This is a genomic window from Cylindrospermum stagnale PCC 7417 (assembly GCF_000317535.1).
GTDB classification, from domain to species: Bacteria; Cyanobacteriota; Cyanobacteriia; order Cyanobacteriales; family Nostocaceae; genus Cylindrospermum; species Cylindrospermum stagnale.
Genome location: NC_019757.1, coordinates 5,624,611 through 5,643,434, shown reverse-complemented (window position 1 = coordinate 5,643,434; position 18,824 = coordinate 5,624,611). Strand labels below are relative to the sequence as shown.

Genomic DNA, 18,824 nt, shown 5'->3' with positions numbered 1-18,824 from the left:
TGGGGGTTTTTTCCAGTTTATTTTGAAGGAGTAACGGGATAGCAAAAAACTATTGACAGAAGGAGCGGGTATTTGAACAAAATTAAACATTACCAGGGGCTACCAATGATGGTAAAGGCTGCCCAATAAAAAGGATGTCCGAGATTACCTTGGATATTGCTTTGCAAATATTCAGCCTGTTCAGGTGTTAGTTGAGTACTACCTTGAGAGCCAATAAACTGATTTTTTTCTATTCGCACTTTGCCCCGAATCATTCCCAATTGTGCCTGTCGCAGTGCTTCGGCTTTAATGCTTGCAGTATTTAAGTTGCTATAAAATTCGGTCATTAGCCCCAAGGTGCCCGCATCTGACACATACCACAAACTGGCGACGGCTGACTTCACACCAGTTTGGATGGCTAATCCAGCAAAACCTAATTCTGCCTCACCATCCCCCAAGGCTGATTTACAAGCACTTAAGACTAGTAACTCCACTTGCGGGTTATCCCATTTCAAGTCGCGGATTTGATCTAACCCCAGTTTGCTGTTGTATAGCTGGATATATGATTTGCTGCGACCGCCACTTTGTTGATTGGGAAAGTCAGCGTGGGTTGCCAGGTGAATTATTTTATAGGATGTTTCAGTTGTTTGTTTCTTCAGATTCTCTAGGGTGAACTTTTCGTCGCGGATAGATGTCACCTTTTGTGATAGTTTTTGGCTAATGTTGGTAATCTCTAAAGGTACAGCCTGTAACTCTGATTGATTTTGGTCTGGGGTAAATTTTTCGGCTCCCATTGCCAAAATTGGCAAGTTTTTAATCCCAACATATGTGGTATCGGTCAGGCTGAAACTGGGGAGTAGTGCCAGGCTGTACTTTTCAATCAGAAATTGTTTACCATCATGGAGGGCGGCTACAGGAAGCGATCGCAAACCTTCATCCATGACGAACATCAGATTATTCACGCCCTGCTTTTGCAGTTCAGCTTCTTGGGGTGCAATTAACCAATCATACAGTTGCTTTGCTGGGGCTAAATAGGTGGTGCTACCGGCTTTACCCGGATCAGAAATTTCACTTCTAAATCGGCGAACTACTTTCAGCACTTCTGCTCTAGTTACACCCAATAGTAGCTGGCGGACGGGTTCTTTATCTGCCGTGACGTAGATCAAATCCAGTAGGTAGTTATCTTTGGCTTTGTCATCTTGATTTGCCGATTCTAGTCCGTTGAGCGGCGTAAATTTGATATAAACAATTGCTGATTTGACGCCTGTTTGTTTCTGAACTTCACCGAGCAAGGAGCGGGACTGGGAGACAGAAGTGATTGAACGGTTGCCTGCCCCAAAGTCTTTAAACTGTCCTGTCGCTTGTGCTTCTGCTTGGTCAACAGAGGCATTAGTTTCCAACCTCAAGGAGCTGTTACCTGCTAGCTGAGATATACTCTGTTGTGTTTGTCGCAGTTCGTCGCTTGCGGTTAAGAACTGTCCTTGAGTAACGATTCTAATTTTGCCTTGGGTGCGGCTATTAGGGAAAGATTCCGTGGGTAAAATGGAATTAGCAATACCAGTGGTGAGAGATCCTGCTGTGCCATTGGTTTCAGCCCGACCGACGATGAAGGGTACGGAACTGTTACCGCCATGATCGATGGTGATCGAACCAGGGGCTGTTTCCCCTTGTCCAGAGATACTGGCTTTGATCACATCGCCGAGGGAAAGACCGGTATCAACTCCCCCTGCGGTAGAGATACTGGCATTGATCCCATTCCGGTCTGTGAAAGTGCCTGTAGAGCGGAAGTAGCGTCTAGTGGTGATGTTTACCTTACCGCCAGTGCCAGTAGTGCCACCCTGGGCATCGATGGATGTCACTACAATATTATTGTTGACATCTCTAATATTGGTGGTGTTTTTTAAGGTCACATCGCCACCATTCTCAGTGCTGGAATTGGAATTGATGACTCCGGCATTGATGCCATTTTCAGCCAGAAGAGTGACTGCACCCCCAACTCCTGCAGTAGTATCAGCGAAGATATTTCCAGATGCGATCGCGCCTTCAGTGCTATTGAGCGAAACATTACCACCGTTGCCAGCATCGGTACGTGCAGAAATATTTCCTGTGGTCACGTTGCCAGGGGCATTAAGTGTAGTGTTGCCAGCATTACCTTGTCCATCAATATTGGAGTTCAAATTACCAGTGGCGATCGCCCCATTTTGACTGATAATCTCAACACTCCCGCCTTCTGTAGTGATATCGCTAGTAGTTATATTCTGATTTGCTCGCAGTGTAATTGAGCTATTATCTGTGCCTGTAATTGCCCCTACGGCACTGATTGCACCAGACCCAAAACTAGACTGAATCGTGACTGGGTCAAAGAAGCTAATAGGATTAATCGTGACTGCCCCACTGCTATCAGCACTGCCAATAGTAATGCTATTGAAGCCATTAGTTAAGGAGGCGATATCTGTTGCCGTCAAGTCTAAGGAATTTTCCCCACTATCACTAGCACCACCAACTACCAGATTTTGTGTTGCTGTTGTTGGCTGTAGCACTAAGTTAGCTGTCCCACTAACGACATTAGCTGTTAATGGCAAGTTAATTTCATTGGCAGTCAAAGTCAGATTGTTACTACCAGCGGCTAAAGTGCCTAAAATGTCAATTGTGGCAGTGCCGACATCCAGCGTCGTGTTCCCTGTGAAAGTGGTATTACCGTCGAGAGTAATGTTTTGATTTTCGGTGGTAATGTCGCCAATGCTGATGTTGTTGGCAGTTAAATTAATTGCTGCATTCCCCGCGCCTGTAATTGTGCCCGTGGCGGTGATACTACCATTGGGTGACTGAATTTTTACAGGATCGTTGAATGTATTGGGATTGATGGCGATCGCACCGCTGCCATCACTCCGCCCAATGGTGATAAAGTTAAAGCCATCTTTCAAGGTAGCTAGTTCACTTATAGTTAAGTCTAAGGAATTGCTGCCGCTGTCAGCATCGCCTGCAAGGTTAATATTTTGTCCTAGGGTTGCAGGTTGCAAAAATAAATTACCAGTACCGCTGACACTTCCTGTAGATAGCAAGTTAATTTCATCTGCGGTGAGTGTCAGGGTGTTACTACCCACTCCTATATTCCCATTGATGTTTAGAGTAGCACTGCCAGTATTTAAGCTGGAGTCAGCAATGAAGTTAACATTGCCGTTGAGGTTGACATCTTGGTTGTTAGTGATGATATTCCCAGAGGTGATATTACCGACATTTAGGGTAATTGTCGCGTTGTCAGTGCCAGTAATCGTGCCAGTTCCTTGTAGAATTCCTTTGGGAGACTGAATGATCAATGGATCTGCGAATGTTGCACCCTCACTAGGAATAGTAATTGTCCCACTGCCATCGGTGCGACCGATAGTAATTGACTGGAAACCATTTTGCAACAATCCGAGTTCTGTGCCTGTGAGATCCACAACTCCAGCAGTGGTATTACTGCTACCACCGAGGATAAATCCAGTAGTTGCTGTTCCCTGAAACAGTTGCAGATTGCCAGTACCTGTGACATTGCCTTGAAAATCAATTTCATCGCCAATTAAGTTCAGGTCGTTACTACCTAAGGTCACAGCATCGTTAAAGGCGATCGCTCCAGTTCCAGCATTAAACACTTTACTACCGCTGCCAGTCAAAGTGAAGGGAATGTTAAAGATAATATTTCCATTAGTAATGATGCTGCCTGGAATAGTTGCGCTGGTAGCGCTGTCGATTACCAAGCTACTCAGCGGTGTGGTACTACCAACATCACCACCAAGGGTAATATTACCTGTACCCGCAGAGAGAATTAAATTCCCACCGCCGTCCACTGTGCTACCCAAGCTAATATCGCCATTACCCGTACTCAGGGGCACATTGGCATCTGTACCCAAGAAGACTTTATTCGGGATGGTCAGGAATTGGTTATCGGTGCTAATGCCAGCTTTGAGGGTGGTTAAAATGGCATCCAGGGTGACTGTAGCGTTGTCTGTAGCTGTAATTAATCCATTAACGCTAATTGCGCCATTAGGAGATTGAATTGTCACCGGGTCACTGAAGGCAGCGGTGTTGATATTAACCGTCCCACTGCCATCGGTGCGACCGATAGTAATCGAATTAAAGCCATCTTCCAACGAGGCTAAATCGGTTGCAGTTAAGTCTAAAGTATTTGCCCCTGTACTGCCGAGAGTGATATTTTGGTCTGGTGTAAAAGTCTGTAGTAGTAGATTGCCGCTACCAGTCACTGAGTTAGCTGTTGCGGGCAAGTTGATGTTGTCGGCTCTCAAGGTTAAATCAAAATTACCTGCTGTTAAACCATTATTAAATGCGATCGTCTCCGACGTGCCGAAGGCAATCGCCCCAGTTCCAGCGTTAAAAATAGTATTGTCAGTCAAGATGACTTGACTAGAAAAACTGATATCACCATTAGCTGTAGTGATGCTGCCGGGAACGGTAGTGGTTTTAGCACTGGCGATATTCAATTTCCCAAATGGTGCGATCGCCCCAATATTATCGCTAAAGCTAATATTCCCCGCACCAGCAAACAAAGTTAAATTCCCAGTTCCATCCAATGTGCTGCCAAAACTAATGTCGTTATCGTTAGTGGTGAAGACTTTGGCACCAGTGCCGATTAAGGTAACCGGGTTATCGAAGTTGAGATTACTTGTGGTGGTGATATTTGACCCGATTTTAGTCTCAGCAGCGTTGCTAATTAAACCACTCAGCACTGTTGTGTCACCCACAGCACCATTTAAAGTAACAATCCCCGTACCCGCAGAGAGAGTTAATTCACTGTTGCCATCAATAGCATTGCTAAAACTGATGTCATTATTGCCAGAGTCGAAGACTTTGGCATTAGTACCAGTGAGAGTAACAGCACCATTGAAATTGATTTTGCCTGTGGTGGTAATGCTTGCCCCCACTTTGGTTTCCGCAGCATTGCTAGTTAAACCACTCAGCGCTGTTTTCCCACCCACAACCTGATCAAAGGTAACAATTCCAGTCCCCGCCGAGAGAGTTAAATTACTCTTTCCATCAACTATGTTGCTAAAGCTGATATTGCCATTGCCAGAATTAAAAGTTTGTTCACCACCACCAGTCAAATTGACAATACTGTTGTTAAAGTTGATGACACCATTGGTAGTGGTGATATCCCCAGCAACAGCAGTACTCTTCGCGCTGTCAATCACCAAGCTACCGAGAGGGGTGGTGCTACCAACATTACCCCCCAAGGTGACGTTACCTGTACCAGCGGAGAGAGTTAAATTACCGCTGCCATTAATTGCATCAAAGAAGCTAATATCGCCATTGCCTGTAGTCAGAGGTATATTAGCACCCGCACCCAAAAAGATTTCTTGATTGAAGGTGATGGGTTTGTTAGCAGTGGTAATACCAGCAAAGAGAGTAGTTAACTTGGCATCAAAGGTAACGGCGGCAGTCTCTGGAACTGTGGCTAAACTAGCATCTGTAGATGTAATTAATTTATTAACGTTAATACTGCCATTTGGCGATCGCAAAATCACTGCATCTTTGAAGGTGACAGCACTGTCATCTGTGACAGCACCGACATCAATCACCCCACTGCTATTTGTCCGACCGATAGTAATCGAACTGAAACCATCTTTTAGGGCGTTTAAGTCAGTTGTAATCAAGTCTAAAGTGCTTACACCAGTGTCGTTAACACCATTAAGTTTAATCGCCAGACTGGGTGTATATGGCTGAAGTACTACCTTACCAGTGCCTGACACCGAGTCGGCTGTTGTGGGTAAGTTAATTTCATCAGCCGTCAAAATTATATTATTAATCAACTGAACGTTAGCGGGACTGTTAAAGGTGATCTCACCAGTAGCGGTAATGTTACCGCCAACAATAATATTGTTGGCGCTCTCTACAATCAGTTTACTTAGTGGAGTCTGACCACCGACATCTCCTTTAAAGCTAACATTACCTGTATCTGCAAGAAGAGATAAAATTCCATTACCATCAAGTGTTTTCTCAAAGGTGATGTTCCCACCACCAGACTCTAGGACTAGATTCGCACCTTCAAGCAAAACAACTTGGTTTCTAAAGGTAATGGGTTTGTTTTTAGTTATAATGCCAGCACTGAGAGTGGTTACGCTAGTATCAACAGAACTGGCGCTAAGGGTAACAGCACCTTCTCCTGTAATTAAGCCATCAACTTTGATACTACCTAGGGGAGATTGAATTAAAACAGGGTCATCAAAGTTGACAGTATTGACTTTAATTTCCCCACTACCATCCTCGTTACCAATAGTAATTAACTTGAAGCCAGGATTTATGGCATCTAAGTCAGTTTTGGTCAGGTCTAAAGTGCCTGTAGTATCGTTATCACCATTAACTATAATCTTTTGACTTTCTGTAAATGGCTGAAGTGTAAGATTCCCAGTACCTATTACTGTGTCAGCCGTTGTTGGCAAGTTAATTTCATTAGCCGTCAAATTTAAATTAAAACCACCCGCTGTCACACCCGAATTAACTGCAATTGTGCCGGTTCCCGCATTCACAACCGCATCACCATTCAAAATGAGTTGATTGAACGTGAGATTACCTGTAGTGGTGATGTCATTAGCCACTTTAGTGTTTGTAGCAGCGAGAGTTAAAGCACCAGTTCCCGTTACTTTGTTACCAAAGGTGATATCTCCTGTAGAGGTAAAAGTTTTGGCCCCACCAGTCAAGTTAACTTGACTATTAAATTCCAGAGTACCTGTGTTGATATTGTTAGCAACATTGGTGTTAACCGCATTTAAAGTTAAACCGCTAGTTCCCGTGACTGTGTTAGTGAAACTGATCTCGCCTGCACTTGAGTTAAAGGCTTGTGTACCACTGCCAGTTAAAGTTAATGGACTATTAAATTGAATATTGTTTGTCGTGCTGATGTCATTAGCCACCTTAGTATTAGTAGCGTTGCTGGTGAAGCTATTTAAACGAGTTGTCCCACCGACTGCACCATTCAAGATGACTTCCTTGCCAGTACCAGCAGTTAAAGTCAAATTACCCGCCCCATCAACTGTGTTACCAAGACTGACATTACCAGCATTCGATTTGAAGGTTTGTGTACCACCATTAGTCAGGGTAACAGGGTTACTTAAGGTGAGATCGTTGGTGGTGGTGATATTGCTAGCAACAGTAATGTTAGATGCGCCAGTGATCTCAAGGTTGTTCAGTGCAGATGTTCCACCCACCGCACCATCAAGACGAACAGTCCCTCCACCCGCAGTCAGAGTTAAATCTTTAGCCCCATCAGCATCAATCGTGTTAGTAAAACGGATAGCTTGGTTGTTGGTAGTGGTGACGCCAGCGCCAGCATTCAGCTTAGTTGCACCATCAAGAGTCACAGAAGCATTATTGCCTGTAATTAAACCATTAAGGTTGATACGCCCAGTAGGAGATTGAATTTTAACTGAGTCTCGGAAGGTGACAGTGTTAACATTTATCACACCACTATTACCACCGATAGTAATTAAGTTGAAGCCATCTTTGATGGCTGCTAAGTCTGTTGTGGTCAGGTCTAAAGTATCTGTAGTATCGCTAGCACCATTAACTATAATCTTTTGATTTGGTGTAAATGGCTGAAGTGTAATATTTCCAGTACCTGTTACCTTGTCAGCCGTTGTCAGCAAGTTAATTTCATCAGCCGTCAAATTTAAATCAAAACCACCCGCCGTCACACCTGAATTAACTGCAATTGTGCCTTTTCCCGCATTCACAACCGCATTACCTGTTAGGGTGAGTTGCTTGAAGGTGAGGTCTCCTGTGGTGGTGATGTCATTAGCTACATTGGTATTGTTGGCAGCGAGATTTAAAGCGCTAGTTCCCGTTACTTTGTTACCAAAGGTGATATCTCCTGTAGAGGTAAAGGTTTTTGCAGCATCACCAGTCAAGTTAACTTGACTATTAAATTCCAGAGTACCTGTGCTGATATTATTAGCAACATTGGTGTTAGCCGCAGTCAAAGTTAAACCGCTAGTTCCCGTTACCTTGTCAGTAAAAGTGATATTGCCTGTACTTGATTTAAAGGCTTGTATATCACTGCCAGTTAAGGTTAATGGACTATTAAATTGAATATCACTTGTCGCGCTGATGTTATTAGCGACCTTAGTATTAGTAGCGTTGCTGGTGAACCTAGTTAAGTTTGTTGTCTCACCAACTGCACCATTCAAGGTGACTTCCTTGCCAGTACCAGCCGTTACAGTGAAATTACTCGCCCCATTAACTGTGTTACCAAGAATGACATTACCAGCATTCGATTTGAATGTTTGTGTACCACCATTAGTCAGGTTAACAGGCTTACTCAAGGTGAGATCATTTGTGGTGGTGATATTTCTAGCAACATTGATATTGAATGCCCCGGTAATGTCAAGTTTGTTCAGTGCAGATGTCCCACCCACATCACCGTTAAAGCTAATATTCCCTGAACCTGAATTCAGCGTTAAATCTTTTGCACCATCCACCGTGTTATCAAAATTAATCTTGCCGCCATTAGAGTTGAGAGTTGCATTCTCGCCTAAGGAGACTTTGTTCAGAAAGTTAATGTTTTGATTAGCGGTAATAATGTTAGCCTTTAAAGCAGTTGATCCATTGAGGGTGACAGAGGCGTTATCTGTTCCTGTAATTGACCCATTAACGTTGATACCAGCAGGAGATTGAATTGTTACTGGGTCTTTGAAGGTGACAGCGTTAACATCAATCACACCGCTGCTATCTGTGCGTCCGATAGTAATGGAATTGAAACCATCGGCTAAAGCAGTTAGGTCTGTTGCTGTCAAGTCTAAAGTGTTGGCATCTGTATTGCTAGCACCGCCAAGGATAATTTTTTGACTGGCTGTAAATGGTCGAAGTGTGAGATTCTTCCCAGCACCTGTGATTGAGTTAGATGTGAGCAAGTCTATTTTATTTGCGGTCAAGATTAAATCAGAATCACCTGCTGCTAAAGTGGAATTAATGGCGATCGCACCCGATAGAGAACTAAATTCTTTTTGACTAGTGCCTGTAAGGGTTACAGGCTTACCCAAGGTGAGATCATTTGTGGTGGTGATGTTGCTGGCAACATTGATATTGGATGCGCCAGTAATATTAAGTTTGTTCAAGGGATTTCCCCCACCACCCACTGCACCACTAAAGGTAATGTTCCCTGCACCGGCATTGAGAGTTAAATCTTTCGCACCATCAACCGTATTCTCAAATTTGATCTCGCCACCACCAGAGTTGAGAGTTGCATTCTCGCCTAAAGAGACTGGTTTCTGGAAGGTAATAGAGTTGGTGTTGGTGATGTCAGCCTTGAGATTGGTTGAATTAGCAAGGATGACTGAGGATTTGAAGGTGACCGGGCCGTTGACATTAATTTTCCCAGTGCCATTGCTACGACCAATATTAATGGCACTGAAGCCATTTTTGAAGGCGGCTAAATCTATTGCGGTCAAGTCTAAAGTGGTTGCATCAGTATCAGCAGCACCGCCAAGTGCAATATTTTGTCCGGGTGTAACCGGCTGAAGTGTCAAGCTTCCCCCAGTACTCGTGACTGAAGAACTGGCGTTGGTCAAGTTAATTTCATTGGCGGTCAAGATTAAATCAGAATCACCTGCGGCTAAACTGGAATTAATGGCGATCGCGCCCAATTGAGAACTAAATTCTTTTTGACCAGTGCCTGTAAGGGTTACAGGCTTACTCAATGTGAGATCGTTTTTGGTGCTGATGTTGCTGGCAACATCAATCTTGGCAGCATCAGTGATATCAAGCTTGTTCAAGGGAGTTCCCCCACCACCCACTGCACCACTAAAGGTAATGTTCCCTGCACCTGCATTGAGAGTTAAATCTTTTGCACCATCTACTGTGTTGTTGAACTTGATATCACCTCCACCAGAGTTGAAGGTGTTCGTACCACTACCTGTCAGGATCAGGGCACTACCGAAAGTGATATCTCCTGTAGTCGTAATCTTGCCTGCAACACTAGTATTTTCAGCGCTTGTGATATTGAAGCTTTTCAGTGCTACGGGACTACCAACATCGCCTTGAAAGCTAATCGTACCTGCACCAGCCTTGAGGTCTAAATTACCACTGCCATCTACATTGCTTTTGAAGTTGATATCACCTCCACCAGAGTCGAAGGTATTTATACCATTATCTTTCAGGATCAGGGCACTACCGAAAGTGATATCTCCTGTAGTCGTAATCTTGCCTGCGACACTGGTATTTGTAGCGCTTGTGATATTGAAGCTTTTCAGCGCTACGGGACTACCAACATCGCCTTGAAAGCTAATCGTACCTGTACCAGCCGCGAGAGTTAAATCTTTGGCTCCATCCACATTGCTGTTGAAGTTAATCTTGCCATTACCAGAGTTGAAGGTGTTTGTACCAGTACCTGTCAGGATCAGGGCACTACCGAAAGTGATATCTCCTGTAGTCGTAATCTTGCCTGCAACACTAGTATTTTCAGCGCTTGTGATGTTGAGGCTGTTGAGAGGTGTGGGATTACCAACATCGCCTTGAAAGCTGATCTTACCTGTACCAACCTTGAGGTCTAAATCACCACTGCCATCTACATTGCTGTTGAAGTTGATATCACCTCCACCAGAGTCGAAGGTGTTTATACCATTCTCTTTCAGGATCAGGGCACTACCGAAAGTGATATTTCCTTTAGTCGTAATCTTGCCGGCGACAGTAGTATTTGTAGCGCTTGTAATGTTGAGGCTGTTGAGAGGTTTGGGATTACCAACATCGCCTTGAAAGCTGATCGTACCGGCACCAGCCTTGAGGTCTAAATCACCACTGCCATCTACATTGCTTTTGAAGTTGATATCACCTCCACCAGAGTCGAAGGTGTTTGCACCACTATCTTTCAGGATCAGGGCACTACCGAAAGTGATATCTCCTTTAGTCGTAATCTTGCCGGCGACAGTAGTATTTTCAGCGCTTGTGATGTTGAGGCTGTTGAGAGGTGTGGGATTACCAACATCGCCTTGAAAGCTGATCTTACCTGTACCAGCCGTAAGAGTTAAATCTTTTGCACCATCTACTGTGTTGTTGAACTTGATATCACCATTACCAGAGTTGAAGGTGTTTGTGCCATTATCTTTTAGGATGACGGGACTATTGAAGGTGATCTCACCTGTGGTAGTAATCTTGCCGACGACACTAGTATCAGTAGCGCTGGTGATGTTGAGGCGCTTGAGAGGTGTGGGACTACCAACGTCGCCTTGAAAGCTGATCTTACCTGTGCCAGCCGTGAGGGTTAAATCACTACTGCCGTCTACTGTGTTGTTGAAGGTGATATCACCTTTCCCAGAACCAGTTGTGATGCTAGTAGCACCACTATTAAGGACAACGGGGCCTGTGAATGTAACGTTGCCGCCGTCAACCTTACCAGAGGTAGTGATATTATTACCTGTGTTAATGTTGCCGCCTGTGGTTGTCAGGGAGATATTACCTCCCTTCGTATTGTTACCAGTGGCTGATGAGTCTAAGTCACCTGTCTTGATACCACCTGTAGCCGATAGGGTTATAGTGCCACCGTTTTCATTATTTTGTGTAGTTGAGGTGGTGATGTTCCCTACCTGAATTCCGCCTTTAGGCAATAACGGGCTTGCTGGATTTGTGAAGCTTGTGCTACCTCCAGAAGTAGGCAAAGTTGAAGGGGAAGTAACTGAACCCAAGCCAGCACGTAATACTAGATTGCGGCCACTACTCAACTCTGGGTCACTAGGATCTGCACCTGTAATTTTGATATCTCCACCCTTAATACTTCCTGTCGCCTCTACTTTCAGCGCTATTCCTTCATATTTGCCAAACTCAACATCACTATTTGCTTTAATAATCGGATCATAGAGACTGACAAAGTTACCTGCACTACCCGATAGCTTGAGAATCGAAAACTGTCCACCGCTGCTAAAGTGAGCATCACCAGAAACAATACCATCGCTGATTAAACTGAGATTTCCGCCACTGACAAAGGGGGTCTGGGGGTGGTTCAGGGCGAGAATATCAATGTTTTGATTACCCTGGATGTAGAGATTTTCCCCAGATTGGGCTAAAAATGGGTTAGCTACACTATCGCGTATCTGTACGGTGTTTTGAGCTAACAGGTTTAAATTGCCTGTTGTTTTCAGTTGACTTTCTGGCAAAGTTAAATTGTTTGCAGATGTCAGGGTTGCTGTTTGTGATGTCAACTCTTTGGCAACTACATCCCCAGGATTTACCTGGATGCCGGAACCTGTTAGTTGCACCTGTCCGTTATTAACTGTTAAGCCGCTGTTATTGCTTGTAGCTGGGCCAGTTAATAGTTTAGCTAAGGTGGGAATGGTGATATTACCGGATGTTGCGGCGCTGGTGGGTATTTCTAAACTCACCAGGTTTCCCGGTTGGCTGATGCGTAATAGATTTTCGCCGGGTACGGAGGCGATGGTGATGTTACCTCCTGGTGCTGTTAGCTTTCCGGTGCTAACTACTGTACCTGCGAGTAAATTTAAATTACCAGTAGTTACTTCTAAGTCGCCAAAGTTGAGAATGCTTCCTGGTTGAGAGGTGTTGAAACTAAAGGTAGTTGGGGTTCCTACTAAAGCTGCATAGTTGTTGTCTCCAATGGCGTTAAACCAATTGCTCCCAATACCAATGCTGTTGGCTGTGGTGGCGGTGAAGTCTGCTGGTATGTTTAAGCTGGCGTTGGGGCCAAATATGAAGCCGGCAGGGTTGATCAAAAATAGGTTGGAGTTCCCACCTGTAACTTGAATTAAACCGTTTACTAATGAGGGGTCGCCGCCAACTACCCGTCCTAAAATATTCTGGGTATTGGGATTGGAGAGAAAATTGGCAATTTGGTCGGCATTTAGACCAAATTTTTGGAAGCTGTGGAAGAGATTCGCGCCATCTCCAGAAAGAGAACCGCCACTAATGTTGAGTTGGTTGCCGTTGGGGGTGACTGTTGTATTTGTGCCGTCAGCCGCTGGGGTGATAGACTGCGCTTGGGCTGGGGCGATCGCGAACAGCACGGCGTAGCCCATCGCGAATGGCGGGGCGAAGGCGATCGCATTACTGGCAACTAATAACAGTAAATTTATTTTTGGCGCTAAAGAGGTCATAAGCGGTTCTAAATCCACAACTTAGGGTAGAAAACTCAGTTTTGGCAAACATCCCGGTAATTCGCCTTACGTCTAGCAAATGTTTGAAAGCCTACAATTTTCCTCATTAGCTGGTAAAGGCAGAGTATTCAAAGACTCTTAAAACTTACTCACAGGAACCGGGTTGCTGGCAGATGTGTGCATAAGTTATGACTCTCAAACCCAGAAAAAGTTCTAGTCTTGAGTGGTATCTAAAATACTCCTAAAAAAGAATAAAGTTTTTCTTTAACTTATACATACAACGGCTGTGAGTAAAAGATAACATACTTAGCATTTTGATAAAAGTATATCATCAAAACTTGTTTACAGAAAAGATTCTGTAGTCAAAAAGATTACCATACAAGGCTTTGTGGATTATATACAGAAAATATACTAGGATAGATTTGTGATTATTTTTGTTAGGTAAAGACCCCTTAAATTAATTAAGGCTTATGTATACTTATTAAGTATTTCTGTGGCTAAAGCTCTTCGCATGATGTATATACTTTGTTTAATCTGATAAATTATGTGCTTTACCTTACAGGGCTATTTCCGAAGGGGTGTATTTTTAATTCCTAGCATTCTCTTAGTTGCTTATACTTCCCCAAGTTATGCTGAAACTAAGTTGCCATCAGATATAGTGTCAGAAACTGTGGAGGAAGGAGAGACGACAAGAAGTTGCTCTCTAGCCCTGTCAATTTTATCTGAGTCACCAATTCGCCGTCCTGTTGATCCTGCTTGCGTCACTCAAGGCACAACTAAACCAAAACTCTTACAATTACAAAATTCTCCCAAGCCATCTACTCCAGTTACACAATCGCAAGATTTTTCTAAGCCATCTACTCCAGTTACACCAGCGCAAGATTCTCCCAAGCCATCTACTCCAGTTACACAATCGCAAGATTTTTCTAAGCCATCTACTCCAGTTACACCAGCGCAAGATTTTTCTAAGCCATCTACTCCAGTTACAGCAGCACAAGATTCACCGAAGCCATCTACTCCAGTTACAGCAGCACAAGATTCACCGAAGCCATCTACTTCAGTTACAGCAGCGCAAGATTCACCGAAGCCATCTACTTCAGTTACAGCAGCGCAAGATTCACCGAAGCCATCTACTCCAGTTACACCAGTACAAGATTCCTCACTAATATTGGTGAAGAAAATTGAGTTGATTAACAGTAGTGTTCCTAACTCTAGGGAACTTGACCCGATTATTAAGAGAGTGGAAGGAAGCACAGTATCTTTGGCAGAACTGAGAAAAGTTGCTGACCAAATTACTGGGTGGTATTTCCAGAAAGGCTACATCACCTCGATCGCGATTGTGGACGAGTCAGCAATTAAAGATGGCATCGTGCCCATTAAGGTGATTGAAGGCAGTGTAGAAGAGATTAAGATTGACCCACCAACGAGAGGTGTCAGGTCTGAATATGTGCGATCGCGGATTGCTTTGGGCATTGGCCAGCCTTTTTCCCAAACTAAACTAGAAGAACAGTTAAGGCTGCTGCAATCAGACCCTTTGTTTACAAAAATAGAAGCCAGCATTCGCCCAGGAAGTATACAGGGTAAAAGTATAGTCGTGGTGAGGGTTACAGAGGCTGACCCACTTGATATAAGACTTAGTATAGATAACTATTCTCCCCCAAGCGTCGGTTCAGAACGATTGGGTATCAATGTTATTAATCGTAACCTCACAGGTCTTGGCGATCAACTGGCAGCATCTTATTACTTTTCCACTAAGGATGGAGGTTCTAAAGTTTACGACTTGAGTTATCAGGTGCCGCTGAATCCGATGAATGGGACTGTACAGTTCAGAGGTGCACTTAGCCAAACCAAAGTTATCCAGCCACCTTTCGACATTTTAGATATTGCCGGAGAGTCACTGCTGTATGAAATTACTTATCGTCAGCCGTTAGTGCGAACTTTGAAAGAAGAATTTGCTTTATCTTTAGGCTTCACCGTCCAAGATGGTCAGACATTTACCTTTGCAGGGCCAACCCCCTTTGGTATTGGCCCTGACTTAGACGGTAACAGCCGCACCCGCACATTCAAATTTGCCCAAGATTATGTGAGACGAGATGCACAGGGGGTTTGGGGACTGCGATCGCAATTTAACTTAGGCGTTGGCTGGTTTGACGCCACCTTTAACCCAGAACCCAAGCCTGATGGACGCTTTTTCAGTTGGTTCTTGCAAGCACAAAGACAGCAACGCTTAGGTCAAGATAATATTTTAATAGTTCAAGCCGATTTACAATTCGCACCAACCGGCTTGCTACCTTCCCAACAATTTGTCACAGGTGGTGGTCAATCAGTCCGTGGCTATCGGCAGAATATCCGGGCTGGTGATAACGGATTACGATTTTCTTTAGAAGACCGCATCGTCGTGCAACGAGACTCCAACGGCAAGGATGTCATGCAAATTGCCCCATTTTTCGATATGGGATATATCTGGAACGCCGAAAGCAATCCCAATATCCTCCAAGAACAGCAGTTTATCGCCGGTCTAGGATTAGGATTTTTATGGAAACCAATACCAGAACTTAACTTGCGCTTGGATTATGCACTGCCGCTAATAGAATTAAAGGATCGGGGGCAAAATGCTCAAGATAGTGGCTTTTACTTTAATGCTAGCTATGGTCTGTGACCAGGATGTCACAATAAAGAAAAGCACTGTAATTGAGCCATGACAGCAAACTCAGCCAATACCTCAGCTTCTGTTTTTCACCTATCTCCGTTGATTCGGCTGACGCTGTTGAGTTTATATCTAGCACTCACAGTCCCATTACCTTTCTTATCCCAGGTAACAGGTGCACCCATCCCACCAACATTATTGTGGATAGGGATTAGCCTTGGCTTAGTTGCCCTTTATGCGGTGTTGACTGAACGAGTAATAGTAGATGACCAGGGAATTCAGGTTACTTACCCTGTCTGGGTGCCTCGCTTTTTTCGTAAAGGTTGGTTTTTACCTTGGTCAGATGTGAAAGAGTTAAAACCCCGCACCACTGGTCAAGGTGGTCTAGTTTATTATTTTCTCAGCCAGGGAGGTCAAGCTTATTTATTACCCATGCGTGTCGCTGGATTTGCCCGTTTGGTGCAATTTGTGCAAGCAAAAACGGGTATTGATACTACAGATGTTCGCCCTTTAGCGCAGCCGTGGATGTATATAATTCTATTGGGATTCACCCTGCTGTTATTGTTGGTGGACGGTTGGACGATCACCACAGCATTAACTATTGGTCATTAGTCATTGGTCATTAGTCATTAGTTATTACTCTCCCCAGTCCCCATTCCCCAAAGTTAGATTTGGATCATTTCACCGCCAAAACCCAACTACGGCTAGAACAAGTTAACCTGTTTACAAAGCTGAAAACTCAGCTTCAGTCTAATCAGCAGGGATACCCAATTTTACAGGATATTTCTTTTGAGGTATTTCAGGGCGATCGCCTAGCCATTGTCGGCCCTGCTGGTGCTGGTAAAACTTCGTTATTACGCCTCCTTAACCGCCTGATTACACCCACTAGCGGCAAAATTTATCTAGAAAATCAGGAATATCAGCAAATCCCTGTGATTCAGATTCGTCAAGCGGTGACACTGGTATTGCAAGAGTCAAAGCTGTTGGGGATGAGCGTCCAAGAAGCTTTAGCTTATCCCTTGGTTTTACGTGGTTTGCCCAAACAGACAATTCAGCAACGAGTCAGTCACTGGATAGAACAACTACACATTCCCAGTGAGTGGTTAGGGCGAACTGAGGTGCAACTTTCTGCTGGAGAGAGACAGCTAGTAGCGATCGCACGTGCCTTAGTCATCCAACCGCAAATTATACTATTAGACGAGCCTACCTCCGCCTTGGACGCTGGTACATCTGCCCGTTTAATGCAAGTTCTGACCCAGCTAACTCAAACCTATCCAACCACAATTCTGATGGTAAATCACCAACTAGAGTTAGCCCAGACATTTTGCACCCGGTTGTTACACCTCCAGCAAGGTCAGTTGTTAGCAAATCAACAAACGAATGAAATCAACTGGGATAGCTTAAGCACAAGCTTAATGCAAGCAGAAACTCAAGCATCTGAAGAATGGAGTTGAACAGTACTGAGTCCTGAGTCAGGAGTAAGAAGTTAAAAATGCCAAATTCATAACTACTAATTTAAAACTCAGGACTCAAAACTATGACCTTTGACTAGTCAGGGTTGAACGATGATTACTAAATCTTTCTTTCGCTAACTTTGTTTGTGATTGCGGAACATGAGCATTCAAAATTTCCATGTTAAAACGGTATCCCACATTGCGGATCGTTTGAATTAAGCTAGGCTGGCGCGGATCAAGTTCAACTTTTTTCCGCAGTGATAAAACATGGGTATCAATGGTGCGCGGGTTGTCGATAGCGTCAGGCCAAGCCCGACGTAACAATTCCGACCTACTCAAAGGCACACCTCCAGCTTGTGCCAAAACGTACAGCAAACTAAATTCCTGGGGTGTTAAGTCGATGAACTCCCCTTGAAAGCGAACGCGGCGCTGTACTAAATCTATTTGTAAAGAACCATAATCTAAATAAGCTGGTGCCGTGGGTGTCCGCTGGCGGCGAATTAACGCCTCAACCCTAGCCAAAAATTCTTGCATCCCAAAAGGTTTGCTCAAGTAGTCATCTGCCCCAGCCTTTAATCCAGCGACAATATCAGCTTCATTACTGCGGGCAGATAGCATTAACATTAAAGGCTGCTGCTGACGATGCAACCAACGGCAAAACTCAATACCATCGCCATCTGGCAAATCCGCGTCCAAAATCACCAGTGTTGGTTGATGGCTTAAAAATACTTCCCTTGCTTGATAAATACTGGCAGCTTGATGCACCCGGTATTCCAGTTGTTGCAAGTGCCAACCCAGCAACGACCTCAGATGGGGATTCCCCTCAATGATTTCAATACAAACCGATCCCACGGTGGCAAGACCCCTTAGCGTTGATAGACTCCCAAATTAACAAGCCCATGTCCAAGGTTTTGTAGCCTTTGTTACTTCAATTGCTATGATCTTTACATTTGCTCAGAGAAATACTTGCAACAAATTTAATTTGTGCTTTTCTCAAAGCCAAGTTAGTAATATTCTTAAATTTTTGTTAGACTGATCGAAACCAAACAAAATAACCATTAGCTGAGAAATATCTCAGCCTTAGGGTACAAGCGGACTCTATTTTGCCTAAAGTGACGTTCGCAGCCACCAATCATAAAATTGGTCTGCTGACAGGCAAAATCATAAAAATGGCTTACCAAATAATCATATTCCAAGTTTTCTGGAATAGCATCTAATCAATTAGATTTTTAGCTGCTGGGGGGTCTTACCCAAGGTAAAAATATTAACTTTTAGTTAATACTTGAGAGGGATGTGATACTTCACATTTCAGCGTGAATCATTTACAATTCTCATTCCGAAGAGATTAATACAGCAGTTATGCTCCAAGACACACAAACCATCCGCTACTACCAAAGACTGACCGACGCCTTCGTCGAGCTATGGAATCGCGGTTATCGCACGGCTGATATGCGGATGTATTTGGATGGATATCTAGCCGCGCTGCGACAGGGTAATGCCATTGAACCTTACCTGATTCATCGCCTAGAGGAGGAAGCCAGCCGCTACTTATACGATGGCTCAAACTTTGTGATGACGCAAACGCAAGTAGAGCCACAACATGATTACTACCGTTAAATACCGTTAACCTAGTTAATGGTAGCTAACCTGGTTAGC

General features: G+C 44.1%; 6 protein-coding genes. 4 read left to right on the top strand and 2 right to left on the bottom strand.

Going from position 1 to position 18,824, the window contains the following annotated elements:
* Positions 1-89: 89 nt before the first annotated feature.
* Positions 90-13,067 (bottom strand): CHAT domain-containing protein, encoded by a 12,978-nt coding sequence (locus CYLST_RS23615; protein WP_015210263.1) that lies wholly within the window; start codon positions 13,065-13,067, stop codon positions 90-92.
* Positions 13,068-13,611: 544 nt separating this feature from the next.
* Here CYLST_RS23615 and CYLST_RS23610 point away from each other — a divergent pair.
* The 3 genes from CYLST_RS23610 to CYLST_RS23600 are packed head-to-tail and all read left to right on the top strand — an operon-like array spanning position 13,612 to position 17,168.
* Positions 13,612-15,726 carry a ShlB/FhaC/HecB family hemolysin secretion/activation protein gene (locus CYLST_RS23610; protein ID WP_015210262.1) on the top strand — a complete coding sequence of 705 codons (2,115 nt, stop codon included), beginning with the start codon at positions 13,612-13,614 and terminating at the stop codon, positions 15,724-15,726.
* 39 nt (positions 15,727-15,765) lie between these two features.
* The gene (locus CYLST_RS23605) at positions 15,766-16,326 is read left to right on the top strand and encodes a hypothetical protein (RefSeq protein ID WP_015210261.1); all 561 of its coding nucleotides are present in this window, start codon (positions 15,766-15,768) and stop codon (positions 16,324-16,326) included.
* Positions 16,327-16,385: 59 nt separating this feature from the next.
* On the top strand, positions 16,386-17,168 hold the full coding sequence (locus CYLST_RS23600; protein ID WP_015210260.1) for an ABC transporter ATP-binding protein: 783 nt from the start codon (positions 16,386-16,388) through the stop codon (positions 17,166-17,168).
* Positions 17,169-17,249: 81 nt separating this feature from the next.
* Here CYLST_RS23600 and CYLST_RS23595 read toward each other — a convergent pair whose 3' ends face one another.
* Entirely contained in the window at positions 17,250-18,020 is a 771-nt protein-coding gene (locus CYLST_RS23595) for a response regulator transcription factor (RefSeq protein ID WP_015210259.1), read from the bottom strand.
* A 507-nt stretch (positions 18,021-18,527) separates the two neighbouring features.
* Between CYLST_RS23595 and CYLST_RS23590 the strand changes: the two genes are divergently transcribed.
* The gene (locus tag CYLST_RS23590) at positions 18,528-18,785 is read left to right on the top strand and encodes a DUF6761 family protein (RefSeq protein ID WP_015210258.1); all 258 of its coding nucleotides are present in this window, start codon (positions 18,528-18,530) and stop codon (positions 18,783-18,785) included.
* Positions 18,786-18,824 lie beyond the last annotated feature (39 nt).